The sequence below is a fragment of the Kitasatospora sp. P5_F3 genome, assembly GCF_054049135.1.
This window is the reverse complement of record NZ_JBFUMY010000001.1, coordinates 172,958-196,146: the sequence shown is the minus strand read 5'-3', so window position 1 is coordinate 196,146 and position 23,189 is coordinate 172,958. Positions and strand designations below refer to the sequence as shown.

23 protein-coding genes and 1 pseudogene are annotated in these 23,189 nt (G+C 72.4%); 9 read left to right on the top strand and 15 right to left on the bottom strand.

Features of this window, described 5'->3' with window-relative positions:
• Positions 1-46: 46 nt before the first annotated feature.
• Complete coding sequence (locus ACXJMZ_RS00780) at positions 47-535, top strand: DUF1203 domain-containing protein (RefSeq protein ID WP_457027983.1); 489 nt, start codon at positions 47-49, stop codon at positions 533-535.
• Positions 536-685: 150 nt separating this feature from the next.
• Here the strand turns inward: ACXJMZ_RS00780 and ACXJMZ_RS00775 are convergent, their stop codons facing one another.
• The 3 genes from ACXJMZ_RS00775 to ACXJMZ_RS00765 are packed head-to-tail and all read right to left on the bottom strand — an operon-like array spanning position 686 to position 2,173.
• On the bottom strand, positions 686-1,168 hold the full coding sequence (locus ACXJMZ_RS00775) for a hypothetical protein (protein ID WP_457027982.1): 483 nt from the start codon (positions 1,166-1,168) through the stop codon (positions 686-688).
• A 47-nt stretch (positions 1,169-1,215) separates the two neighbouring features.
• Positions 1,216-1,701 carry a hypothetical protein gene (locus tag ACXJMZ_RS00770; protein WP_457027981.1) on the bottom strand — a complete coding sequence of 162 codons (486 nt, stop codon included), beginning with the start codon at positions 1,699-1,701 and terminating at the stop codon, positions 1,216-1,218.
• Between the two features lie 22 nt (positions 1,702-1,723).
• Complete coding sequence (locus tag ACXJMZ_RS00765; RefSeq protein WP_457027980.1) at positions 1,724-2,173, bottom strand: protein-tyrosine phosphatase family protein; 450 nt, start codon at positions 2,171-2,173, stop codon at positions 1,724-1,726.
• Positions 2,174-2,243: 70 nt separating this feature from the next.
• On the opposite strand from ACXJMZ_RS00765, the gene ACXJMZ_RS00760 reads away from it, so the two are divergent.
• Together ACXJMZ_RS00760 and ACXJMZ_RS00755 are read left to right on the top strand one after the other, a co-directional pair.
• Positions 2,244-2,738, top strand: coding sequence for a MarR family winged helix-turn-helix transcriptional regulator (locus ACXJMZ_RS00760; protein WP_457027979.1), 495 nt, complete (start codon positions 2,244-2,246; stop codon positions 2,736-2,738).
• The gene (locus ACXJMZ_RS00755) at positions 2,735-3,181 is read left to right on the top strand and encodes a MarR family transcriptional regulator (RefSeq protein WP_457027978.1); all 447 of its coding nucleotides are present in this window, start codon (positions 2,735-2,737) and stop codon (positions 3,179-3,181) included. The genes ACXJMZ_RS00760 and ACXJMZ_RS00755 overlap by 4 nt, the downstream gene beginning before the upstream one ends.
• Positions 3,182-3,199: 18 nt before the next feature.
• On the opposite strand, the gene ACXJMZ_RS00750 is transcribed toward ACXJMZ_RS00755, so the two are convergent.
• The 5 genes from ACXJMZ_RS00750 to ACXJMZ_RS00730 all read right to left on the bottom strand — a co-directional run bounded on the left by ACXJMZ_RS00750 (position 3,200) and on the right by ACXJMZ_RS00730 (position 7,735).
• Positions 3,200-3,637 carry a PIN domain-containing protein gene (locus ACXJMZ_RS00750; RefSeq protein WP_457027977.1) on the bottom strand — a complete coding sequence of 146 codons (438 nt, stop codon included), beginning with the start codon at positions 3,635-3,637 and terminating at the stop codon, positions 3,200-3,202.
• Complete coding sequence (locus tag ACXJMZ_RS00745; protein ID WP_457027976.1) at positions 3,634-3,885, bottom strand: ribbon-helix-helix domain-containing protein; 252 nt, start codon at positions 3,883-3,885, stop codon at positions 3,634-3,636. Before ACXJMZ_RS00745 ends, ACXJMZ_RS00750 begins: the two co-directional genes overlap by 4 nt.
• 124 nt (positions 3,886-4,009) lie before the next feature.
• Positions 4,010-5,926 carry a PTS fructose transporter subunit IIABC gene (locus ACXJMZ_RS00740; protein WP_457027975.1) on the bottom strand — a complete coding sequence of 639 codons (1,917 nt, stop codon included), beginning with the start codon at positions 5,924-5,926 and terminating at the stop codon, positions 4,010-4,012.
• Between the two features lie 109 nt (positions 5,927-6,035).
• On the bottom strand, positions 6,036-6,977 hold the full coding sequence (pfkB, locus tag ACXJMZ_RS00735; protein WP_457027974.1) for a 1-phosphofructokinase: 942 nt from the start codon (positions 6,975-6,977) through the stop codon (positions 6,036-6,038).
• Entirely contained in the window at positions 6,974-7,735 is a 762-nt protein-coding gene (locus ACXJMZ_RS00730; protein ID WP_457027973.1) for a DeoR/GlpR family DNA-binding transcription regulator, read from the bottom strand. Before ACXJMZ_RS00730 ends, pfkB begins: the two co-directional genes overlap by 4 nt.
• 211 nt (positions 7,736-7,946) lie before the next feature.
• Here ACXJMZ_RS00730 and ACXJMZ_RS00725 point away from each other — a divergent pair, with 211 nt between their 5' ends.
• Positions 7,947-8,225: an HPr family phosphocarrier protein gene (locus ACXJMZ_RS00725; RefSeq protein ID WP_457027972.1), complete on the top strand. Its 279-nt coding sequence runs from the start codon at positions 7,947-7,949 to the stop codon at positions 8,223-8,225.
• A gap of 17 nt (positions 8,226-8,242) precedes the next feature.
• Positions 8,243-9,797, top strand: a pseudogene (locus ACXJMZ_RS00720) (putative PEP-binding protein).
• A gap of 7 nt (positions 9,798-9,804) precedes the next feature.
• On the opposite strand, the gene ACXJMZ_RS00715 reads toward ACXJMZ_RS00720, so the two are convergent.
• The 6 genes from ACXJMZ_RS00715 to ACXJMZ_RS00690 form a co-directional block, all read right to left on the bottom strand.
• The gene (locus ACXJMZ_RS00715; RefSeq protein WP_457027971.1) at positions 9,805-10,098 is read right to left on the bottom strand and encodes a hypothetical protein; all 294 of its coding nucleotides are present in this window, start codon (positions 10,096-10,098) and stop codon (positions 9,805-9,807) included.
• Positions 10,099-10,209: 111 nt separating this feature from the next.
• A complete protein-coding gene (locus ACXJMZ_RS00710) occupies positions 10,210-11,385 on the bottom strand; it encodes an XdhC family protein (RefSeq protein WP_457027970.1) in 1,176 nt (391 codons plus the stop codon).
• A gap of 84 nt (positions 11,386-11,469) precedes the next feature.
• Positions 11,470-12,954 carry an NCS2 family permease gene (locus ACXJMZ_RS00705; RefSeq protein WP_457027969.1) on the bottom strand — a complete coding sequence of 495 codons (1,485 nt, stop codon included), beginning with the start codon at positions 12,952-12,954 and terminating at the stop codon, positions 11,470-11,472.
• Positions 12,955-13,205: 251 nt separating this feature from the next.
• Positions 13,206-15,566, bottom strand: a complete 2,361-nt coding sequence (pucD, locus tag ACXJMZ_RS00700; RefSeq protein WP_457027968.1) for a xanthine dehydrogenase subunit D — start codon at positions 15,564-15,566, stop codon at positions 13,206-13,208.
• Positions 15,563-16,048: a (2Fe-2S)-binding protein gene (locus ACXJMZ_RS00695; RefSeq protein WP_457027967.1), complete on the bottom strand. Its 486-nt coding sequence runs from the start codon at positions 16,046-16,048 to the stop codon at positions 15,563-15,565. The genes pucD and ACXJMZ_RS00695 overlap by 4 nt, the downstream gene beginning before the upstream one ends.
• Positions 16,045-16,932 carry an FAD binding domain-containing protein gene (locus ACXJMZ_RS00690; protein ID WP_457027966.1) on the bottom strand — a complete coding sequence of 296 codons (888 nt, stop codon included), beginning with the start codon at positions 16,930-16,932 and terminating at the stop codon, positions 16,045-16,047. Before ACXJMZ_RS00690 ends, ACXJMZ_RS00695 begins: the two co-directional genes overlap by 4 nt.
• A 401-nt stretch (positions 16,933-17,333) precedes the next feature.
• Here ACXJMZ_RS00690 and ACXJMZ_RS00685 point away from each other — a divergent pair, with 401 nt between their 5' ends.
• Positions 17,334-18,926, top strand: a complete 1,593-nt coding sequence (locus ACXJMZ_RS00685; protein ID WP_457027965.1) for a PucR family transcriptional regulator — start codon at positions 17,334-17,336, stop codon at positions 18,924-18,926.
• 71 nt (positions 18,927-18,997) lie between these two features.
• On the opposite strand, the gene ACXJMZ_RS00680 is transcribed toward ACXJMZ_RS00685, so the two are convergent.
• Positions 18,998-20,077, bottom strand: a complete 1,080-nt coding sequence (locus tag ACXJMZ_RS00680; protein WP_457027964.1) for an alpha/beta hydrolase — start codon at positions 20,075-20,077, stop codon at positions 18,998-19,000.
• 305 nt (positions 20,078-20,382) lie between these two features.
• Between ACXJMZ_RS00680 and ACXJMZ_RS00675 the strand changes: the two genes are divergently transcribed.
• From ACXJMZ_RS00675 to ACXJMZ_RS00665, 3 genes are read left to right on the top strand one after another with little or no spacing between them, the layout of a single operon-like run.
• Complete coding sequence (locus tag ACXJMZ_RS00675; protein ID WP_457027963.1) at positions 20,383-21,393, top strand: substrate-binding domain-containing protein; 1,011 nt, start codon at positions 20,383-20,385, stop codon at positions 21,391-21,393.
• The gene (locus ACXJMZ_RS00670; RefSeq protein WP_457027962.1) at positions 21,390-22,409 is read left to right on the top strand and encodes an ABC transporter permease; all 1,020 of its coding nucleotides are present in this window, start codon (positions 21,390-21,392) and stop codon (positions 22,407-22,409) included. The genes ACXJMZ_RS00675 and ACXJMZ_RS00670 overlap by 4 nt, the downstream gene beginning before the upstream one ends.
• Positions 22,376-23,182, top strand: coding sequence for an ATP-binding cassette domain-containing protein (locus ACXJMZ_RS00665; RefSeq protein WP_457028049.1), 807 nt, complete (start codon positions 22,376-22,378; stop codon positions 23,180-23,182). Before ACXJMZ_RS00670 ends, ACXJMZ_RS00665 begins: the two co-directional genes overlap by 34 nt.
• Positions 23,183-23,189: the final 7 nt, after the last annotated feature.

Here is a 23,189-nt window from a genome sequence, read left to right as displayed (position 1 = left end):
GCGAATCCGCCGGTCATCCCGGCCCGGCGGCGGCAGGCTGGCAGTCATGAACCTGCAGATCAACCCCATCGATCCCGCCACCTGCGCCCGCCTCCGCGAGCTGGACGACGCGGGCCGCCCGCCGGTCGAGTCGGTCGACACCACCGGCGGCGCCCCGCTGCGCTGCTGCCTCACCCGGGCCTGCCCCGGCGACCGGATCGCCCTGGTCTCGTACGCCCCGCTCGCCCGCTGGGCCGCCGAGACCGGCGCCGACCCGGGCCCGTACGACGAGCGCGGCCCGGTCTTCATCCACGCCACCCCCTGCCCCGGCCCCGCCGAAGGCTGGCCCGCCACGATGCACACCGGCCCCCGGGTGCTGCGCGCCTACGACTCCGCCGGCCACATCCTCGGCGGCCGCCTGGTCCAGCCCACCGAGGCCGCCGTCGGCGCGGCCGAACTGCTCGCCGACCCCGAGGTGGCGGTGCTGCACGTCCGGGCGGTCGAGTTCGGCTGCTTCATGCACGAGGTCCGCCGCGCCRCTGCCGGCGGGCGGTAGGTGCGGAAAGGCAGGTGATCTTCGTAGGTCGGAGCCATGGGGTGCGCGGTGCCGGGGCGACGATCGAGAAGGTGGCCCCCGCATCGATRACCGAGGATGCCGACCCGCCGGGCCCGGAAGCGCCGGGAGCACCCAGAAAACCCCGGCGGGTCACGGGTCTTTCCGCCGGCCGTCCCACGGACACCGGTGCCCGGCTAGGTGGCCCGCCTGCCGCAGCCCGGTGGGCGGCCCGTGCTGACGGGCCGGTGCACCGCGGACGGGCGCCGGTTCCCGCTCGGTGCGGTGGTGGACGCGCTCGCCCCGGCCGCCGCCCTGCTGCCGCCCGCTCTGCCGTCCGCCCTGCCGCCCGTCACCGCCGCGCTGCACGGCCTGCTCCCGGAGCTGTCCGGCCGGCTGCCACCGCCGCTCGCCGCCGGCCCGACGGGTGGTGAACTCCACCTGGTGTTCCGTGGGTTGACCGCCCTGCTGGCGGAGCTCGGGCCGGTGCTGATACTGGAGGACCTGCACGCGGCCGATCCGCTGACGGTGCGCTTCCTCCGCCATCTGGTGGCGCAGCCGCCCGCCGCGCACCTGGTGCTGACCAGTCGCCGGTCCCCGGCCGCCGAGCTGACCCTGTCCGGCGTCCTGGCCCAAGCCAGCTGCGCTGTCACCGAGTTCGGCGTCGAGCCGCTGACCCTCGATCAGCTCGGCAGCCTGGTCCGGCAGCCGACCGCGGCCGAGGAGCCCGCTCCCGCCCTGCTCGCCGAGGTGCTGCGCTGCACCGGCGGTCGGCGGGCCCGCCCGGCGCACAAGCTCAGCCGGGCCGCGCTCACCGGGTGGCCCGGCCCGGGGACGGTGCCGTTCCGGCGCGAGGTGCTGGCCGGCGAGTCGATGCCCACCGCCGTCCGAGGCGAACTCCGGCTCAACACCGGGATGTTGCTGCGCAACCGGGCCGGCGCCGGGGTGGCCGGACGGGAGGAGATCGCCGAGGCGATCGCCGACCTGACCGACCGGCCGGAGCTGGCCGCCCGGGCGATGTCCACCCTGGCCATCCCCTCGGTGAGCGGCTGGCCGTTCCACCGCCACCTCCAATGGCTCAGCCGGTCCCAGGAGTTGGCCGCCGAGATCGGAGACGCCGACACCCGGATCGCCGTCCAGGCCAACCGGGTGAGCACCCTGATGTTCACGGTGCCCGGCCCTCCTGGTGCGTCACGGACCGTCAGGGGCGGGGCCGGCGAAGTGGCGGACGTAGTGCTTCTGCCAGGGTGTTTCGACGGCGCGGGGATGGTAGTTGCGGCGGACGAAGTCCACGGCCCGGTCGGCCGGTACGCCGTCCAGGACGGCGAGGCAGGCCAGCGCGGTGCCGGTCCGGCCGCGCCCGCCGGCGCAGGCGACCTCGACGCGTTCGGTCCCGGCCCGGGCCCAGGCGTCGGCCAGCAGCGTCCGGGCCTGTCCGCGATCACCGGGCAGCCGGAAGTCCGGCCAGTGCAACCAGCCGGCCTCCCAGGGGGTTGCGGGAGGCTGACGGCCCAGCAGATACAGCGCGTATCCGGGGGTCGGGCCGGGCGGGAGGGGTCGGCTGAGCGCACGGCCGCGGACCAGGCGCCCGGAGGGGAGCAGCAGGACACCGGTGTCGGCAGGGTTCCAGGTCTCGGTCATCCGCCAACCGTAGCGATCGGGGACGGGATCATCCTAGCCATGGACATAGTAGCTATGTACTCTATTCGACATGAGCAAGAGTGCGCCGGGTCCTACCCCCGGCTTTCTGGTGTGGCGGCTCGCCAACAAGTGGCGCGTCGCGGTCGATCGCGCGGTGGCTCCACTGGGCCTCACCCACGCGCAGTACTCCCTGGTCGCGTCGCTGTACGGCCTGCAGTGCGCCGGTGAACGGCCCAGTCAGCGCCGACTCGCCGACCACACCGGCCTGGAGGCGCTGTACGTCTCGAAGCTGGCGCGCGCCCTGGAGTCGGCCGGGCTGATCGAGCGCACCCGCGATCCCCGCGACCCGCGCGCCGTACAGCTCGCCCTCACCGACCAGGGCCAGACCGTCACGCGGCAGGCCGTCGCGGTGGTCCAGGAGCTCCTTCAGCAGCTGCTGGAGCCGCTCGGCGGTCTCGACGCCGCGCGGACGCAGGCGTTCACCGAGGAGCTGACGGCCCTGCTCGACGCACCTCTCGCACCATCCATGCCGAACGACGAGAGAACTCAGGGGATCACGCCATGACCACCACCGCTGCACCCGTTGCCGACGCCCGCGCCCTCGGTCTGGCCCACTACGCCGCCCGCGGCGTTCTGGAGTTCGTCCTGGCCAAGCACGGCGCCACGTTCCAGGGCCAGGTCGTCCTGCGCGCCGCCGTCACCGCCGACGCCCCGCCGACTCCGGACGAACTCGTCGCCCAGGTCCGGGGCGCCCTCAAGGCCGATCCGGCCGACATCCGCGCCACGCTCGACGAGCTGCTGGCCAAGCAACTGCTCGTCGAGGACGGCGCACACCTCCACCCGACGGAGGCCGGGCGCGAGCTGCTCGCCGCCCTCGGTGCGGAGACCGCCCCCATCACCGCCCGCGTCTGGGGCGACATCCCCGCCGAGGACCTGGCCGCCGCCGGCCGCGTCCTCGCCCTGGTCACCGAGCGCGCCAACGCGGAGCTTGCGGCGCTGACCGCCTGACCGCCCTGCGGCCATGACCTAGAGATCGTGCGGCAGGATCCGGAACGCCTGGTGGGTGGTCAGCGGGCGGATCGCCCGGAAGTCGCGTTGATCGAGCGTCAGCACGCAGTCGGTGCGGAACTCGGCGGCGAGCGCGACGTTGACCGCGTCGGCCAGGTCCAGCCCCAGGCCGGCATGGCGGAGACGGACGGCCTGCGCGGTGTCCAGGGTGTCGGCGGTGATCTCCGGGAGTACCGCCCGGCCGGCTCGGACCCATCGACGGATGTCGTCGATGGCCGAGTGGGCGGCCTGCGGGCCGAGGATCCGGCGGGCCAGGTGGTCCAGTTCGGCGAGCAGGACCGGGGAGATGACCAAGGTCCCGGCTGCGCGCAGCACGTCCCGGGCGGCGCTGCCGAGCGGGTGGGTGGAGTCGAGTGCGGCGAGCAGGCCGGAGGTGTCCGCCACCACGACGATCACTCGCGACCGCGCTTGGTGGCCTCGTACGCGCGGGCCTGCTCGGCCCGGACCTCCTCGGCGCCGATCGAGCCGGTGCCGGGGTAGGTGGTGGTGAAGAACGGCTCGTCCCAGACCCGGTTGGCCATCGCTGCGAGGTGGATCGCCTCGCGGATGATCTCCGCTTCCGCTATCCCCCGGCGGGCGGCGGCAGCCTTGATGACGGCCAGGTCCTCGGACTCCGCGTAGACCGTGGTGCGCTTGAGTGCCATGAACGTATGGTACTGCCGACATACGTCGGTGAGCGGGGTTCGGCGGGTCAGCTGCCGGGCGCCGGCGCCCCGCTCCTTGGGACGGAGGGGGCGGCGGTGCCCGGCCGGGAGGGCTGACGCCGGGTCAGGTCGCGGTGAGCAGTTCGGGCTCGGCGGCGGGCTGCTTGCGCAGGCCCTTGAGCAGGACGACCAGGGTGGCGGTGATCACCGTGCCGACCGCGATGGCGAGGACGTAGAGCAGCGGCTTGCCGATCAGCGGCAGCACCCAGATGCCGCCGTGCGGGGCGCGCAGGGTGGAGCCGAAGGCCATCACCAGGCCGCCGGTGGCCATCGAGCCGGCGATCGCGGACGGGATCACCCGGAGCGGGTCGGCGGCCGCGAACGGGATCGCGCCCTCGGTGATGAACGAGGCGCCGAGCACCCAGGCGGCCTTGCCGTTCTCCCGCTCCTCGCGGGTGAACAGCCTGCCCCGGACGGTGGTGGCGAGGGCCAGGCCGAGCGGCGGGGTCATGCCGGCCGCCATCACGGCCGCCATCACCTTCAGGCTGCCCGCGTCCGGGACGGACCCGGCGGTGGTCAGTGCACCGGCCGCGAATGTGTACGCCACCTTGTTGAGCGGGCCGCCCAGGTCGAAGGCCATCATCGCGCCGAGCAGCAGGCCGAGCAGGACCGCGTTGGCGCCGGAGAGGCTGTTCAGCCAGTCGGTCAGCGCGGTCATCACCGAGGCGATCGGCGAACCGATCACCACGAACATCAGGAACCCGACGATCGCCACCGAGACCAGCGGGATCACCACCACCGGCATGATCCCGGCGATCGACGAGGGCACCTTCCGGCGGACCATCCAGCGCACCAGCAGACCGGCGATCAGACCGGAGGCGATACCGCCGAGGAAACCCGCGCCGACGGTGACCGAGATCGCGCCGCCGACGATGCCCGCGGCGAGGGCGGCCCGGTCGGCGATCGCGTAGGCGATGTAACCGGAGAGCACGGGGACCAGGAAGCCGAAGGCCGCCGCGCCCGCCTGGAACAGCATCGCCGCCCAGCTGTGCTGTGAGGTCCAGTCGAAGTGGCCGACCACGGACGGGGCGGCGGAGATCTCGTACCCGCCGATGGCGAAGCCGAGCGCGATCAGCAGACCGCCGGCCGCGACGAACGGGATCATGTAGCTGACGCCGGTCATCAGCCAGCCGCGCAGGCGGTTGGCCCAGTGCTCCTCGCGCTTGGGCGCGGGAGCGGCCGCGGGCCTGGCCGTGCCGGGCTCGACAGTGGCCAACTGGAGTGCCTCGGCGACGAGTTGGTCGGCGCGGTTGACCCCGGCCTTGACGCCGACGTCGATGGTCGGCTTGCCCGCGAACCGGGACTTGTCGCGGACCTCGACGTCGTGCGCGAAGATCACCGCGTGCGCGGCGGCGATGACCGCCGGGTCGAGTGGGGTCGACCCGGCGGAACCCTGGGTCTCCACCTGGATCCGGGCACCGGCCTTGGCGGCGGCCAGTTCGAGCGCCTTGGCGGCCATGTAGGTGTGCGCGATGCCGGTGGGGCAGGAGGTGACGGCGACCAGCAGCGGGCCCTCCTGCTGCTGCGGGGCCTCCTCCGGCTGTTCGTCGTTGACCAGGGCGGCCACTTCGGTCGGGTCGGTGGCCGCGCGGAGGGCGCCGGTGAACCGAGGGTCCATCAGGCGGCGGGCCAGCGAGGCGAGGATCTGAAGGTGGGCGTCGTCGGCGCCGTCCGGGGCCGCGATCATGAAGATCAGGTCGGCGGGGGTGCCGTCGGGGGCGTCGAAGTCGATGCCCTGTGAGCTGCGGCCGAAGGCCAGGCTCGGGGCGGTGACGTGGGCCGAGCGGCAGTGCGGGATGCCGATGCCGTCGCCGAGGCCGGTGGGGGCCTGGGCCTCGCGGGCGGCGATGTCGGCCAGGAAGCCGTCGAGGTCGGTGACGCGGCCCTCGGCGACGAGCCGCTGGGCCAGCGAGCGGAGGGCGTCGTCCTTGTCGGCGGGGGCCAGGTAGAGGTCGACGAGGGCGGGGGTGATCAGTCTCATCGGGGGTCCTTGAGAGTTCGGTGATCCCAGGGGCGCGGGGCTCTGCCGATGTGCGGCTCCGCCGCGTGGGCGCGCAGCGGGAGCGGAGCACCTGGGCCGGCCGAACCTGTTACGTGAGGGGCCGGGTGTGGGGGATGTCGGTGGTGACGGTGACCTGGTCGGGGGTGAGGTCGGCGGGGGTGGGCATGGCGCTGCCGGGGAGTTGGACGGCGGCGGCGCCGTGGGCGAGGGCGGCGGCGAGGGCCTTGGGGCCGGTACCGCCGGTGCCGAGGAAGCCGGCCAGCGAGGCGTCGCCCGCACCCACGTCGCTGCGGACGGTGGCGACGGGGGCGGTGCCGTACCAGGTGCCCTCGGCGGAGACGAGCAGCATGCCGTCGGCGCCGAGACTGGCCAGCACCTGCTGGGCGCCGCGGGCGCGCAACTCCTCGGCGGCGGCCACCGCCTCGCCCACGGTGCCGAGTTGACGTCCCACCGCCTCGGCGAGCTCCTCGCGGTTGGGCTTGACCACGTCGGGCCTGGCCCGAAGGGCGGCGAGCAGTGCGGGGCCGGAGGTGTCGAGGGCGATCCGGGCGCCGCCGGAGTGGACCTGGGCGACCAGGTCGGCGTACCAGTCGGGGGTCAGGCCGCGCGGCAGGCTGCCGCAGCAGGCCAGCCAGTCGATGTCCGGGCCGGTGTAGTCGCGGCGGACGGTGGCGAGCAGGGCCGCCGACTCCTCGGCGCTGAGTTCCGGGCCGGGCGCGTTGATCTTGGTGAGGGTGTGGTCGCCCTCGACGATCGAGACGTTGATCCGGGTCTCGCCGCGGACCGGGACGCTGGCCACCTCGATGCCCTGACGGAGCAGCAGGTCGGAGAGCAGCAGTCCGGAGAAGCCGCCGAGCGGGAGCACGGCCGCCGCCCGGTGTCCGGCGGCGGTGAGCGCGCGGGCCACGTTGACGCCCTTGCCGCCGGGGTCGACCCGGTCGGTGGTGGCGCGGTTGACCTCGCCCCGGGCCAGGTCCGGTAGTTCGTAGGTGCGGTCCAGGCTGGGGTTGGGGGTGATGGTGACGATCATGCGCGGATCACTTCCGGTCCGAGGTTCTCGATCTCTGCGACCTGCTGGTCCGTCAGGCCGGTATCGGTGACCAGCACGTCCACCTCGCGGAGCGTGCCGAAGCGGGCGAACTGCCGGCTGCCGTACTTGGAGGAGTCGGCGAGCAGCACCACCCGCCCCGCCCCGGCGATCATGGCGCGCTTGACGGCGGCCTCGGCCAGGTCGGGGGTGGTCAGGCCGCTCTCCGGCCCGAAGCCGTTGGTGGCGACCACCGCGAGGTCGGCGTGCACGTCGGCCAGGTCGCGCAGCGCCCAGGCGTCCACGGCGGCCTGGGTACGGTGCCGGAGCCGCCCGCCGACCAGATGGAGCGTCAGGTCCGGGTGGTCGGCCAGCCGGGCGGCGACCGGGAGGGCGTTGGTGACCACGGTCAGCGTGCTGTCCAGGGGGAGCAGCGCGGCCAGCCGGGAGACGGTGGTGCCGGCGTCCAGCAGCAGGCTGCCCTCGGTGGGCAGCAGTTCCAGGGCGGCGCGGGCGATCCGCTCCTTCTCCGGGGCGGCCGTGGAGTCGCGTTCGGCGAGGCCGGGCTCCAGGTGGAGGCCGCCGGCCGGGAGCGCGCCGCCGTGCACCCGGCGGAGCAGCCCGGCCTTGTCGAGCGCGCTCAGGTCTCGCCGGACGGTCTCCTGCGTGACGCCGAACTCCTCGGCGAGCGAGGGGACGTCGACCCGGCCGTGTTCCTGGGCGAGGAGCAGGATCTGTTGCTGGCGCTCCGGAGCGTACATGTGGGATCAGATCCGTTTCGTGTCCGTTTCCGTCTGGTCAACCAGGACGATACGCGCGGGCCGCCGGAAAGCAAAGATTTTCGGACGCCCAATCGGACATGCTCACAGATCGAGACTTCTGCCCGATTGTGTTGACACCCGCACGGAATCGGGCGTAGAACCAACAGCAATCCACCCGTAACGGGCCCGAAACCACATCTAGGGGACCCTCATGCCTCAGCTCCAGGTCACCGTCGGCTCCGCCAGCGGGCTGCACGCCCGCCCGGCCTCGCTGCTCGTCCAGGCCGCCGCCCGGCAGACCGCCAGGGTCACGCTGGCCCGTCCCGGGCAGACCGCGGTGGACACCCGCAGCCTGCTCTCCGTGCTGGCGCTGGCCGCCAGGCAGGGCGAGGCGCTGGAGCTGACCGCCGTGGGCGAGGGCGCGGACCAGGCGCTGGCCGAGCTGGCCGCGCTGATCACCGAGGACCACGACGCCCCGGCCGCCCGGTGAGCCGGCTGCTCGACGGGATGGGTGTCGGTACCGGCAGCGCGGCCGGGCCGGTGGCCCGGATGGCACCGCCGCCCGCGCTGCCCGCACCCCGGCAGGTCGCCGACCCCGCGGCCGAGACGGCGGCCGTCCGACGGTCCGTCCGGGAGGTGGCCGCCGAACTCGCCGACCGGGCCGAGCTGGCCGGGGGAGTGGCCGGGGAGGTGCTGGAGGCGCAGGCACTGATGGCCGCCGACCCCACCCTGCTGGACCGGGTGGCCGCCCTGGTCGCCGAGGGCACCGACGGCCCGCACGCCGTCACCGCCGCCTACGTGGAGTTCCGCGCGCTGCTCACCGCCGCCGGTGGCTACCTGGCCGAACGAGCAGCCGACCTGGACGATCTGAGGGACCGTACGGTGGCCCGGCTGCTCGGCCTGCCCACTCCCGGCCTACCCGACCCGGGCCACCCGTACGTGCTGGTCGCCGAGGACCTGGCGCCCGCCGACACCGCGCTGCTCGACCCGGCCGTCGTGCTCGGCCTGGTCACCGTCCGGGGCGGCCCGACGAGCCACACCGCGATCCTGGCCAAGGCGCTCGGCCTGCCGGCGGTGGTCGGCTGCGCCGGGGCGGCCGGGCTGACCGACGGTCAACCGGTGCTGCTGCACGGCGCCGAGGGCATCGTCGAGGTCGACCCCGAGCCGGGTTCGGTGCGGCGGGCGGCGGAGCGGGAGCAGCGCCGCCGCGAACGCGAGCGCGGCGTCAGCGGCCCCGGCCGGACGGCGGACGGGCACCCCGTCGGCCTGCTCATCAACCTCGGCGCGCTCGCCGAACTGGACGGGGCGGCCGCGGCCGATGCCGAGGGGGTGGGCCTGTTCCGCACCGAGTTCCTCTTCCTGGACCGCGCCGAAGCCCCCGGCCCGGCCGAGCAGACGGCCGCGTACCGGCGGGTGTTCGAGGCGTTCGCGGGGCGCAAGGTGGTGGTCCGCACGCTGGACGCGGGCGCGGACAACCCTGTGGGCCGCCGGCGCGGCGGCGGCCCGGGGCACTGCGGCCGAGGTGTGGGTGATGGCGCCGATGGTCTCGGTGCCGCGTGAGGCCGAGGAGTTCGCCGTCCGGGTACGGGCGCACGGGCTGCCGCTGGCCGGGGCGATGGTCGAGGTCCCGGCGGCGGCACTGCGGGCCGGGCGGCTGGCCGAGGTCTGCGACTTCCTCAGCATCGGCACCAACGACCTGTCCCAGTACACCTTCGCGGCCGACCGCCTGCTCGCTCCGCTGGCCGCACTGCTCGACCCCTGGCAGCCCGCGCTGCTCGACCTGGTGGCGGCGACGGCCGCGGCCGGGACGGCGGCGGGCCGGCCGGTCGGGGTCTGCGGCGAGGCGGCCGCCGATCCGGAGCTGGCTCTGGTGCTGGTCGGACTGGGCGTCAGCAGCCTCTCGATGGCGCCGTCCTGCCTGCCCGCCGTCCGCGCGGCGCTGGCCGCGCACACCCTCCGCGACTGCCGGGAGCTGGCCGAACTGGCCCGGACGGCAGCCGACGCCGAGACCGCCCGGACGCTGGTCCGGCGGTCGATGAACGCCGAGCTGCGGAACGCCTGACGCCGGCTCAGCTGCCGGAGAGGATGCCCAGGCCCTTGGCCAGGTCGTCGGCGTTCATGCACGGGGTGATGCTGATCTCGGCGTTGAGTTCCCAGAGGGGTTCCAGCAGGGGGACCAGGGAGTACTCGTTCGGGAGGTCGGCGAACAGGTAGGCGCAGCGGCGGCCGGCCGTGGGGGCGAAGTACGCGGCCTCGGGCTTGAGGGAGGCCATGATGCCCTGCAGGGCCTTGGGCATGGTGCCGTCGGCGATCAGCCGGTTGGCGGTTTCGGTGTCGAACTCGACCTGGATGAGGGTGCGCATGGTCCTGGCACCTTTCGTCACCTGGGGGGCGGTGACGGGTCGGCGGGTTTCGTCGGCCTGTCCTTGCGTACCAGCGTCTCGCGCGCCATCGGAGGCCGCCATCCGGGTGAGTCAGGCGGCAGTGGCCGTGCTCTCCTCGGCGGCGGCGCGGGCCAGGTCGTGGTGGATCGGGCCGTCGCCGGCCGAGAGCGGGAGGCAGGAGCCGCCGCGGCGGTGGGCGACGATCTCGGCGGCGACCGAGACGGCGGTCTCCTCGGGGGTGCGGGCACCGAGGTCGAGGCCGATCGGGGAGCGCAGCCGGCCGATCTCGGCGTCGGTCAGGCCGACCTCGCGGAGGCGGGCGTTGCGGTCGCGGTGGGTCTTGCGGGAGCCCATCGCGCCGACGAAGGCGACCGGCAGCCGCAGGGCGCGCTCCAACAGCGGGATGTCGAACTTGGCGTCGTGGGTCAGCACGCACAGCACGGTCCGGCCGTCGATGGCGGTGAGCTGGGACTCCAGGTAGCGGTGCGGCCAGTCGACCACCACCTCGTCGGCCTCGGGGAAGCGCCGGGCGGTGGCGAAGACCGGACGGGCGTCGCAGACGGTGACCCGGTAGCCGAGGAACTTACCGATCCGCACCACCGCCGCCGCGAAGTCGATCGCGCCGAAGACCAGCATCCGGGGCGCGGGCACGTACGACTCGATGAAGAAGGTGACCGTGCCCTGGTCGGAATCGTCGCAGGGGCGGCCGTCCAGGCCGAGCACCAGCTGCCCGGTGCGGCCCGCGTCCAGCATGGCCCGCGCCTCGGCGACGGCGGCGCGCTCCAGCAGAAACGTGGTCGAGGGGGCCGGGGTGAGCGAGCCGTGGTGGGTGTCGGCGGTGACCGCGACGGTGGCGCCGAGCAGGGCGGCCGGGCCGGCCACGATCCGGGCCAGCGCGACCGGGGTGCCGGAGGCGATGTAGGTGATGCCCGCGTCGAGCGCGGGGTCGGCGCCGGGGACCACCGGCTGGACGAAGACGTCCAGGATGCCGCCGCAGGTGAGGCCGACCGCGAAGGCGTCCTCGTCGCTGTAGCCGAACCGCTCCAGGACGGGGGTGCCGGAGGCGATCGCCTCCTGGCAGAGCTCGTACACCGCGCCCTCGACGCAGCCGCCGGAGACCGAGCCGATCGCCTCGCCGTCCGCGTCCACCGCGAGCGCTGCGCCCGGGTCGCGCGGCGCGCTGCCGGAGACGCCGACCACGGTGGCCACGGCGAAGGAGCGCCCGGAGGAGTGCCAGGCCAGCAGCTGCTCGGCGATGTCCTGCATTTCGGGGGCTCCCAACGGAAGAAGAGGGGGTGGAACGGACCAGCCGCTGTGCGAGGGCTGACCCCCCGCACAGCGGCTCTGGTACTAGTGAACTCCCAGCCAGGCCTTGATCGGAGTCAAGGCGAAGTAGATCAGGAAGACACCGGTGAGGATCCACATCAGCGGACCGGGCTCGCGCCACTTGCCGCGGCCTGCCTTGATCACGCAGTAGGTGACGACACCGGCCGCGACACCGGCGGTGATGCTGTAGGTGAACGGCATCAGGACGCAGGTGAGGAAGGCCGGGATGGCGACCTCGCGGTCGGACCAGTCGATGTGCCGGGCCTGACTCATCATCATGGAGCCGATCACCACCAGGGCGGCCGAGGCCACCTGGACCGGCACGATGCCGGCCAGCGGGGTGAAGAAGAGCATCAGGGTGAAGACACCGCCGGTGACCACGGAGGCCAGGCCGGTACGGGAACCCTCGCCGACGCCGGTCGCGGACTCGACGAAGACGGTCTGCCCGGAGGCACCCGACAGGCCGCCGATGGCGCCACCGGCACCGTCCACGAAGAGCGCCTTGCTCAGGCCGGGCATCCGGCCCTGCTTGTCGGCCAGACCGGCCTCGGTGCCGACGCCGATGATGGTGGCCATCGCGTCGAAGAAGCCGGCCAGCACCAGGGTGAAGACGGCGACCGAGGCGGAGATGGCGCCCATGCCCTGGCTGCCGAAGGCGCCGAACAGGTCGACGTGGCCGAAGAGGCCGAAGTCGGGGGCGGCCACCGGGCCGTCGCCGGGCCACTTGGGCACCTGCAGGCCCCAGACCTTGTCGTCCAGACCGGCGGCCGCGTTCACGACGAAGGCGATCACGGTGCCGGCCGCGAGGCCGATCAGGATCGCGCCCCGGGTGTTGCGGACCAGCAGCACGAAGATGGTCAGCAGGGTGATGCAGAAGATCAGCACGGGCCAGCCGGACAGTTCACCGGTGGGGCCGAGCGAGAGCAGCGGGCCCTTGCCCTGGAAGACGAAGCCCGCCTTGTTCAGACCGATCAGAGCGATGAACAGGCCGATGCCGATGGTGATCGCGTGCTTGATCGGCAGGGGGATGCCGTTCATGATCTTCTCGCGCAGACCGGAGACGACCAGCAGCACGATGGCCAGACCGTAGATCACGCACAGACCGAAGGCCTGTTCCCAGGTGGTGTGCGGGACGACGATCGCGGAGATCGCGCCGGAGACCGAGAGTCCGGCCGCCGCGGCCAGCGGTACGTTGCCGACCACTCCGAGCAGGATCGTGGTCACGGCTGCGGCGAGCGCGGTGGCCGTTGTGAGCTGCGCGTGGTCCAGGTGCACCCCGTTCTTGTCGGCGCCGCCGAGCAGGATCGGGTTGAGCAGCAGGATGTAGGCCATCGCCATGAAGGTGGTGAGGCCACCGCGGAGCTCATTGCCGAAGGTCGAGCCGCGCGCCGATATCTTGAAGTAGGCGTCCAGCTTGTTCTTCGGCGGGTTTGCCTCGGACGGCGTGAGGGTGTCGTCCGTGGCGGGTCTGTCGTCAGTGGTGCCGGGCTCCGTGGAGATCCGGGTCATGTCCACTCCCAAGGTTCAAAGGGGGTTGGGGTGGGCGAGTCGACCTGATTTGCCGGTTGGAGGAGGCACAGGGGGACTGTTCGACTCACGAGGTGCACACTCAAGCGGGTGCGGGGTGGTACGCACTGCTGCAGAACCCCGGCGTGGGAGAGGCGGCAGCGATGGTGCTTGACGGTGCGTCAACTGTTCTGCTGTGTGGTGCGCCCCGGGGCGGCGGGGAAGACGGTCGCCGCCCCGGGGAGGCTTGGTGGCTAGAGCGTGCCGGTGAGGTGCTCCGGCCGGACCGGGATCCGGTTCAGGGCGATCCCGGTGGCGGCCCGGATCGCGGCGACGATCGAGGGCGTGGCGGAGACGGTGGGGGCCTCGCCGACACCGCGCAGCCCGTACGGGGCGTTCGGGTCGGGAAGTTCGAGGATCTCCACCGGGATCGGCGGGGTGTCCAGGATGGTGGGGATCAGGTAGTCGGTGAAGGAGGCGTTGCGCACCTTCCCGTCCTTGACGATGATCTCCTCCATCACGGCCAGGCCAAGTGCCTGGGTGCAGCCACCCTGGATCTGGCCGACCACCGAGAGCGGGTTGAGCGCCTTGCCGACGTCCTGGACGGCGGTCAGCTCGACCACCTTGATCAGACCCAGCTCGACGTCCACGTCGACCACCGCGCGGTTGGCGCAGAAGGTGTACTGGACGTGGCCGAAGCCCTGCCCGGTCTCCTTGTCGAACGGGACGGTCGGACGGTGGTGGTGCTCGCGGGTGAGGTCGATGGCCTCCTCGCCGAGCAGGTCCACCATCGAGATCAGCGCGCCGGCCGACTCGGAGACCACCTTGCCACCGACCAGGTCGATGTCGTTGTGGGTCCAGCCGTAGCGCCGGCGGCCCTTGGTGATCAGCGCCTGCTTGACCGCCTCGGCGGCCAGCTTCACCGCGCCACCGGTCATGTAGGTCTGCCGCGACGCGGAGGTCGAACCGGCCGACCCCACCTCGGTGTTGGCCGGGTGGATGGTGACCTGCTCGACGCCGAGCTCGGTCCGGGCGATCTGGGCGTGCACGGTGACGCCGCCCTGGCCGACCTCGGCCATCGCGGTGTGCACCATGGCGACCGGCTCGCCGCCGATCACCTCCAGGCGGACCCGGGCGGTGGAGTAGTCGTCGAAGCCCTCGGAGAAGCCGACGTTCTTGATGCCGACCGAGTAACCGATGCCGCGGACGATGCCCTCGCCGTGCGAGGTGTTGGACAGCGCGCCGGGGACGGCCCGGATGTCCAGGTTGTCCAGGTCGAGCGGCGGCGGCAGCGGCATGTCCTTGACCCGCTGGAGCAGCTCGGCGACCGGGGCCGGCGAGTCGATCAGCTGGCCGGTGGGCATGTGGTCGCCCTCCGACATCGCGTTCAGCTGCCGCAGCTCGACCGGGTCGATGCCCAGCTCGGCCGCCAGCTTGTCCATCTGCGACTCGTAGCCGAAGGCCGCCTGGACCGCGCCGAAGCCGCGCATCGCGCCGCAGGACGGGTTGTTGCTGTAGAGCGCGATCGCGTGCATCCGCACGTTCGGGATCACGTACGGGCCGTGGCCCAGCGAGGCGGCGTTGCCGACCACGGCGGGGGAGGCGGAGGCGTACGCGCCGCCGTCCAGCACCAGGCGGGCGTCGGCGTAGACCAGCTTGCCGTCGCGGGTGGCGCCGTGCTCGTAGTACATCTTGGCCGGGTGGCGGTGCACGTGGCCGAAGAAGGACTCGTCCCGGGCGTAGACGATCTTGACCGGCTTGCCGGTGTGCATCGCCAGCAGCGAGGCGTGGATCTGCATCGACAGGTCCTCGCGGCCGCCGAAGGCGCCGCCGACACCCGCCAGGGTGAGCCGGACCTTCTCCTCCGGCAGACCCAGTACGGGGGCCATCTGCTGACGGTCCACGTGCAGCCACTGGGTGGCCACGTAGAGGTCGATGCCGCCGTCCTCGGAGGGCACCGCGAGGCCGGACTCCGGGCCGAGGAAGGCCTGGTCCTGCATGCCGACCTCGTAGTGGCCACTGACCACCACGTCGGCCAGTGCGCGGACCTCGTCGGTCACGCCGAGGCCGGAGACCAGCTTCTGCTCGTGGCAGATGTTGTCGTACCCGTGCGACTTGTACTCGTGCGGCTCGTGCACGTAGCCGTGGGTCTGCGGGTCGAGGCACTGCTCCTCGGTGACGATCGGGGTGAGCACCTCGTACTCGACCTTGATCTTCTTCACCGCGCGGCGGGCCGTCTCCGGGTGGTCGGCCGCGACCAGCGCGATCGCCTCACCGTGGTAGCGGACCTTGTCGATCGCCAGGGCCGGCTGGTCCTGGATCTCCAGGCCGTAGAACTTCGAGCCCGGGATGTCGTTGTGGGTCAGCACCGCGTAGACGCCGGGCACCTTGAGCGCCTCGGAGATGTCCACGCTCAGCAGGTTGGCCCGGGGGTGCGGCGAGCGCAGTGCCATGCCCCAGAGCATGTCCTCGTGCCACATGTCGGAGGAGTAGGCGAACTCGCCCCTGACCTTCAGGTTGCCGTCCGGGCGCAGCGGCGAGCCGCCGATGCCGTCCGGGCTGGAGGTCCGGATGTCCTGCAGGTTCTTCTGACCCTGGATGGTACGAGTGCTCATTCGGAGGCCGCCTTCGCGCACTTGCGGGCGGAAGCCAGCCGCACCGCGTCCATGATCTTCTCGTAACCGGTGCAGCGGCACAGGTTGCCCGACAGCGCCTCGCGGATGTCGTTGTCGCTCGGCTGCGGCTCGTCCGCGAGCAGCGCGTCGGTCTGCACCAGCAGACCGGGGGTGCAGAAGCCGCACTGCACGGCGCCCGCGTCGACGAACGCCTGCTGGACCAGGCCCAGCTCGCCGTTCTCGTCGGTCAGGCCCTCGACGGTGCGGACCTCGCGGCCCTGCACCTGACCGGCCGCGACCAGACAGGAACAGACCGGGGTGCCGTCCAGGTAGACCGTGCAGGAACCGCACTCACCCTGCTCGCAGGCGTTCTTGGAGCCCGGCAGGCCGACCCGCTCGCGCAGCACGTAGAGCAGGCTCTCGCCTTCCCAGACGTCGTCCGCCTCGACGGGCTTGCCGTTGGCGGTGAAAGTGACCCTCATGCCGCGCTCCTGATCTGCTTGCTGTAGTCGTTCCAGGTCCAGGTCAGCGTGCGGCGGGCCATCACGGCCAGCGAGTGCCGCCGGTAGTCGGCGGTGCCCCGGACATCGTCGATCGGCGAGGCGGCGGCCTTCACCAGCTCACCGAACCGCTGGATCACCTCGGCGCCCAGCAGGTCTCCCGACTCCCACAGACCGCGCTCGGCGAGCACGCCCTGCAGGTACTCCTCGGCCTCCACGGCGCGGCGCGGCGTGGGGGCAGCCGAGCCGATCCCGGTACCGACCGTGCCGTTCTTCGGGTGCAGCGCGAAGCCGAACGCACAGACCGCGATGACCATCGCGTTCCGGGTGCCGATCTTCGAGAACTGCTGCGGGCCGTCCGCCACCGGGATGTGGACGGCGCGGATCAGCTCGTCCTGCTCCAGGCTGTTGCGCTTGACGCCGACGTAGAACTCGTCGATCGGGATCATCCGGGTGCCGCGCACCGAGGTGGCCTCGACGAAGACGTCACGTCCGGCGGCGAGCAGCGCGGGGTGCGCGTCACCGGCGGGCGAGGCGCCGCCGAGGTTGCCGCCGACGCCACCGCGGTTGCGGATCTGCGGCGAGCCCACGGTGTGCGAGGCGAGCGCGAGACCGGGGAGGGGCCCGGACAGCTCGTCGATGATCCGGGTGTAGGGGACCGAGGCGCCGAGCCTGACGACGTCGCCGTCGTTCGACCACTCGGTCAGCTCGGTGATGCGGTTCAGGTCGAGAATCGCGGATGGCCGGTGCACGTCGAAGTTCATCTCGACCATGACGTCCGTGCCGCCGGAAATCGGCAGCGCGGTCGGGTACTCAGCCTTCGCCGCGAGCGCCTCGTCCCAGGTACCGGGCCGAAGGAACTCCATGCGGGTCTCTCCTCAAGTCGTCGCCAGCCGGACAGTTGGGCACAGTGCCCGGTATTCGGTGTATCGGACCTTGCTACCGCCTCGTTGCCTCGGCGTTGAGTCCTGGTCACCGGGGTGTGTCCGGCGGCGTGTTGCCAGTGAACCGCCGACCGCTCTCCCGGAGGCAGTCACCGATGGCATGAAGCCCTCACCTCGCTGTCGCCCGGCATCCTGTACGTTCCTCTAAGGCGGACAATTGCCCTGTACAGCGAAGTGCGCGCCACCACTTACGACCGTAATCCGGCCGTGATTCGGACGCTATGGCCCCGTGACCCGGCGCCGGGTTGATACGTAACACCGATCGCCCGACCTGGGGCACACTGGCCCACCGAAACCACCAGATCAGACGAAGGAGTCGGCGGATGCGCGTCCGAGACCTGCTCGCCCCCGGGGCACCGAGGCTGCGGCTGCTCGCTGCCGAGGACGAGCTCGACCGGCAGGTCAGCGGTGTGATGACGACCGACCTGCACGACCCCGGCCGTTACCTGCACGGCGGTGAGTTGGTGCTCACCGGCATGCTCTGGCGGACCGGCCCGGAGGACTCCGAGCGCTTCGTGCGCACCATCGTGGCGGGCGGCGCGGTCGCGCTGGCGGCCGGCGAGGCCGAGGTCGGCCCGGTGCCCGAGGATCTGGTGGACGCCTGTCGCCGGCACCGGATGCCGCTGCTCGCCGTGCCCGACGACATCGCCTTCGGCACCGTCACCGAGTTCATCGGCAGACAGGTCTCGGTCGACCGGGCCGCCGACCTGGCCGCGCTGGTCGACCGGCACCGCCTGCTGGTCTCCGCCGCCGGTGGCGGCGGGCTCGACGCCGTGCTGGAGATGCTCGGCGGCGACATCGACCTGGACTGCTGGGTGCTCGCCCCCACCGGCCGGGTGATCGCCGGGCCCGCCGACCGGCTCTCCGCCGAGGACCGGGACCAGCTGGTCCGGGCCCACCTGGCCGCCCAGCGCCAGCGCCGCCGCCCCCCGCACCGGGCCCGCCTCGCCAGCGGCTCGTACTCGCTGATCCCCGCCCCCGCCTCCACCGAGGCGGACGCCTCGCTGGCCGACTGGGTGCTCGCGGTCGCCGGGGACGTCACCGAATGGACCGGCAAGCGCCAGCAGCTCGCTGACAACCTGGCCCGGCTGGCCGCCGCCGAACGCACCCGCAGGGACGAGAGCCGCCGACTGCGCCGCCGGCTCGCCGACGAGGTGCTGACGCTGCTTCAGCGCGACGCCGACCCGGCCGAGATCAGCCGCACGCTGTACGCCTCGTCCGCGATGGCCGCCCGGTACGAGGGCGCCGCCGTGGGGCCCGCCGAGGCCGAAGGGTCCTGGCTGGTGCTGAGTGCGGAAGGGACGGGACTGCCGGACGGTGCGGTCCGTTCAATCCTGGAGGAAGCTCTCACCGACTCCTCCGACCGCGCCCTGGTCGCGGGCGCCGGCACCGGCGCCGTGGTGGTGCTGCCCGCCCCCGGCACCGCCGTGCCCGCCGACGCGCTCCGCGACCTGCTCGCCCCGCTGGAGGCCGGCCTCGGCTCGGAGGGCCGGATCACCCTCGGCGTCTCGGCCCCCGCCGCCGAAGCGGGCGGCCTGCGCGGCGCCTTGGAGGAGGCCCGGCACGCCCGCCGGATCGCCGCCGCCCGGGTCGGCCGGATCTGCGTGGCCGGTCCCGAGGAGCTCGCCTCGCACGTGCTGCTGCTGGCGGCGGTGCCGGACGAGGTCCGCCGCGCCTTCCGCAGCCGGCTGCTGGACAAGGTGATCGCGTACGACATCGAGCACCAGGCCGACCTGGTCCGCACCCTGGAGGCGTTCCTGCGTTCGGACGGCAGCTGGACCCGCTGCGCCGCCCAGCTGCACGTGCACGTCAACACCCTGCGCTACCGGATCGGCCGGATCGAGGAACTGACGGGCCGTGACCTCTCCCGTCTGGAGGACCGGGTGGACTTCTACCTGGCGCTCGAGCTGGCGTGAGCCCGGGCGGTCGGCCCCGCTGACCGGCCGCCACCCCGTTCGGGGGTGGCGGGCCGCGTGGTGTCGGTGCGTCAGTGGCCGGCCGGGATGATCGTGGTCAGCCACTTGAAGACGTCGGGGACCATCGGCTTCCAGACGTCGCTGGAGTGGGCGCCGGTGCTCTCCACCGGGGTGACGGTGGTCGGGGCCTTGGAGGCCGCCTTGAGGGCGAGCGCGGCCTCGTAGCCGTCGCCCTTGTTGCCGCTCAGGTAGAAGGCGACCTTGGGCGGCTGAGGGGCGTTCTTCAGGATGTTGACCGGGTTGGACTTCTCCCGCAGCGCCGGGTCCTTCGCGGTGAGCGAGTCGGGCTCCTGGGCGGGGTCGTTGTAGCCGGAGAGGCTGATGCTGGCGCGGTAGCGGTTGGGGTGCTCGGCGCCGAGCTTGGTGGCGCAGTGGGCGCCGGCCGAGTACCCGGCGACCGCCCAGCGGTCGGGCGAGGGGTCGGCGCGGAAGTTGTCCAGCACCATCTGCGGGACGTCCCGGGAGAGCCAGGTGTCGGCGTTGACCTTGCCGGGGATGTCGGCGCAGCCGGTGTCCTGGCCCTTGTCGAGCAGCAGGGTGCGCGGCGAGACCAGGATGAACGGCGCCACCTGCCCGCTCTCCATCAGCGGCTTGAGCTGCTCGGACACCCGCAGCGTGCCGTACCAGGTGGAGGAGGAGCCGGGGTAGCCGGGGAGCAGCTCGACCACCGGGAACTTCTTGTCCTTGAACTCGGGCTTGTCGTACTGCGGCGGCGTCCAGACCAGCACCTCGCCGTCCACGCCGGAGAGCCGCCCCTTGAGATCGGTGCGCTTGACGTCACCGGGCACCTTCGGGTCGTCCACGTTCTTGAAGGACTGGATCACCTTCGGCTCGGGGGACTTGCTCGCCTTGCCGCCGCCCGCCGGGTCGTCGGCCGTGACGTTCGGCACGGCCCGAATGTGGTTGCCCGTGCCGAGCAGGTCGGACCAGCTGCCGTAGATCAGGTTGGCGTTGTTCACCATCACGAAGACCGTCACCACGGCCGTCACCTGACAGACCAGGATCATCACCAGTCTCGCCAGCACCTGGACCGGCTTCGGCCCGCGCACTCGCCCCCAGAGCAGCAGTGCCGCCGCGATGGAGACCGGCACGAGGATGATCGTGACGATGAGGAAGGGTGTGCCTGTCAGTTGCATCAAGTTCTCGTATCCGGATCGTCCGCCGCCCCGGATCCGCATCGCCCCGGAAGCACTTCGATGGGATCAGACGTTTCCGAACGGGTGATCAGTTGCTCTCCAACCTTGGCGAAAGCTGAGAGGAACATCACGTATTCCGTGAGAATTGTCTGAACGGCCCGGACCAGTGTGCCACTCGCATGGTCGTACCCGTCGAACGGGTACGGCCGACTCCCAGCGAGTCGGCCGGTTCGAACAGTCCCATACGGGAAACTGTCGGAGTGTCAGTCCGCCGGCTCCGCCCCGTCCTCCTGCCGCTCGCCGCGCTCCTGCTGGTGACCGCGACGCTGTCCGGGTGCAGCAGCACCGGCGGCCGCCGCGCCGAACAGGCCCGCGGCCGGGCGGCGACGGCGGGCGGCGCGGTCGACACACCGCGCTGGACGGTGGCCATGGTGACCCACGCGGGCGCGGGCGACGCGTTCTGGGACACCGTCCGCAAGGGCGCCGAACAGGCCGCCGCGAAGGACAACATCACCTTCCTGTACTCCAACGACGCGCAGACCCAGAACCAGGTGCAGCTGATCCAGGCCGCGATCGACCAGCGGGTGGACGGGCTGCTGGTCTCGCTGGCCAAGGGCGAGGCGCTGACCGACGTACTGGCCAAGGCGAAGGCAGCAGGAATTCCGCTGATCAGCATCAACTCCGGCCAGGAGTTCTCGGCCCGGTTCGGCGCGCTCACCCACATCGGGCAGGACGAGAGCACGGCGGGCCGGGCGGCCGGCACCGAGCTGGGCAGGCGCGGGCGCAGGTCGGTGCTCTGCGTGATCCACGAGCAGGGCAACATTGGCCAGGAGCAGCGCTGCGGCGGCGCCAAGGGCGCCTTCGGCGGCACCCTGCAGACCCTGTACGTGGACGGGGTCAACCTGCCCGACGCCCGGGCCGCGATCGCCGCCAAGCTGCAGGCCGACCCGGCGGTGGACACCGTCCTCACCCTGAGCGCCCCGCTGGCCGCGACCGGCCTGCAGGCCGTCCAGGACGCCCGCAGGCCGGTCGAGCTGGACACCTTCGACCTCGGCACCCAGGTGGTGACCGGGCTCCAGGCGGGCACGGTCGGCTTCGCGGTGGACCAGCAGCCCTACCTGCAGGGGTACCAGGGCGTGGACCTGCTCTGGCTCTACCGCTACAACCTGGACGTGCTGGGCGGCGGCGGCCCGGTGCTGACCGGCCCGCAGATCCTCACCAAGGACGACGCGGCCGCGCTGGCCCAGTACGTCGCCCGGGGGACCCGATGAGCTCCGACCTGCTGGTCTCCCGGCCGCCCGGCAGGCACCGGCGGGCCCGCCCCGAGCTGGGGGCGGCGCTGGCGGCGGTGGCCGTGCTGGTGTTCTTCTCGGTGGTGGCCGACAGCTTCCTGCGGGCCTCCTCGATCGGCACCGTGCTGTACGCGGCCTCGACCATCGGCATCATGGCGGTGCCGGTCTCGCTGCTGATGATCGGCGGCGAGTTCGACCTCTCGGCGGGCGTCCTGGTCACCACCGCCGCGCTCACCTCCTCGATGGTCAGCTACCAGCTGACCGCCGTGACCTGGGTCGGCGTCCTGGTCTCGCTGCTGGTGGCACTGGCGGTCAGCGGCTTCAACGGCTGGATGCTCGGCCGCACCCGGCTGCCCAGCTTCATCGTCACGCTCGGCACCTTCCTGATGCTGACCGGCGCCAACCTGGGCTTCACCAAGCTGATCTCCGGCACCGTCACCACCAAGCCGATCGGCGACATGCAGGGCTTCGACTCCTGCCGGTGGCTGTTCGCCTCGGAGCTGACGGTGGGTGGGATGACGCTCAAGGCCACCGTCTGGTGGTGGCTGGGTCTGGTGGTGGTGGGCTCCTGGGTGCTGCTGCGCACCCGGTACGGCAACTGGGTGTTCGCGGTCGGCGGCGACTCGGCGGCGGCCCGCGCGGTCGGCGTCCCGGTCGGGCGGACGAAGATCGGGCTGTACCTCGGGGTCGGCTTCTGCGCCTGGGTGCTCGGGCAGCACCTGCTGTTCTCGTTCGACACCGTGCAGTCCGGTGAGGGGGTCGGCAACGAGCTGATCTACATCGTGGCGGCGGTGATCGGCGGCTGTCTGATCACCGGCGGGTACGGCTCGGTGGTCGGCGGGGCACTGGGCGCGCTGATCTTCGGGATGGTCAGCAAGGGCATCGTGTACGCGCAGTGGAACCCGGACTGGTTCAAGTTCTTCCTGGGCGCGATGCTGCTGCTGGCCGCGCTGCTCAACTCCTGGGTCAAACAACGGGCGGAGCGCGGCCGGTGAACCTGCTGACACTGGAGGACGTGGGCAAGTCCTACGGCAGCGTCCGGGCGCTGGAAGGGGTCTCGCTGACGGTGCGCCAGGGGCAGATCTCCTGCGTGCTGGGCGACAACGGCGCGGGCAAGTCCACCCTGATCAAAATCATCGCGGGGCTGCACCGGCACGACGAGGGCCGGTATCTGATCGGGGATCAGGAGGTCCGGCTGAGCTCGCCCCGGCAGGCGATCGACCGGGGCATCGCCACGGTCTACCAGGACTTGGCGGTGGTCCCGCTGATGCCGGTCTGGCGGAACTTCTTCCTCGGCGCCGAACTCGGCAGCCGGTTCCGGCTCGACAGCGCCCGGATGCGCGAGGTCACCCGGGAGGCGCTGGCCAGGATGGGCATCGAACTGGCCGACGTGGACCAGCCGATCGGTACCCTCTCCGGCGGCCAGCGGCAGTGCGTGGCGATCGCCAGGGCGGTGCACTTCGGCGCCCGCGCGCTGGTGCTGGACGAACCGACCGCCGCGCTCGGGGTCAAGCAGTCCGGGGTGGTGCTCAAGTACGTGGCGGCGGCCCGCGCGGAGGGCCTGGGCGTGGTGCTGATCACCCACAACCCGCACCACGCCTACCTGGTGGGGGACCACTTCACCCTGCTCAAGCGGGGCCGGATGGCGGGCAGCCACCCGCGCGCCGAGATCACCCTGGAGCAGCTCACCACCGAGATGGCGGGCGGCTCCGAGCTGGCCGAGCTCTCGCACGAGCTCGGCCGCCCGGGCCCGGAGGCGGACCGGTGATCCGGCG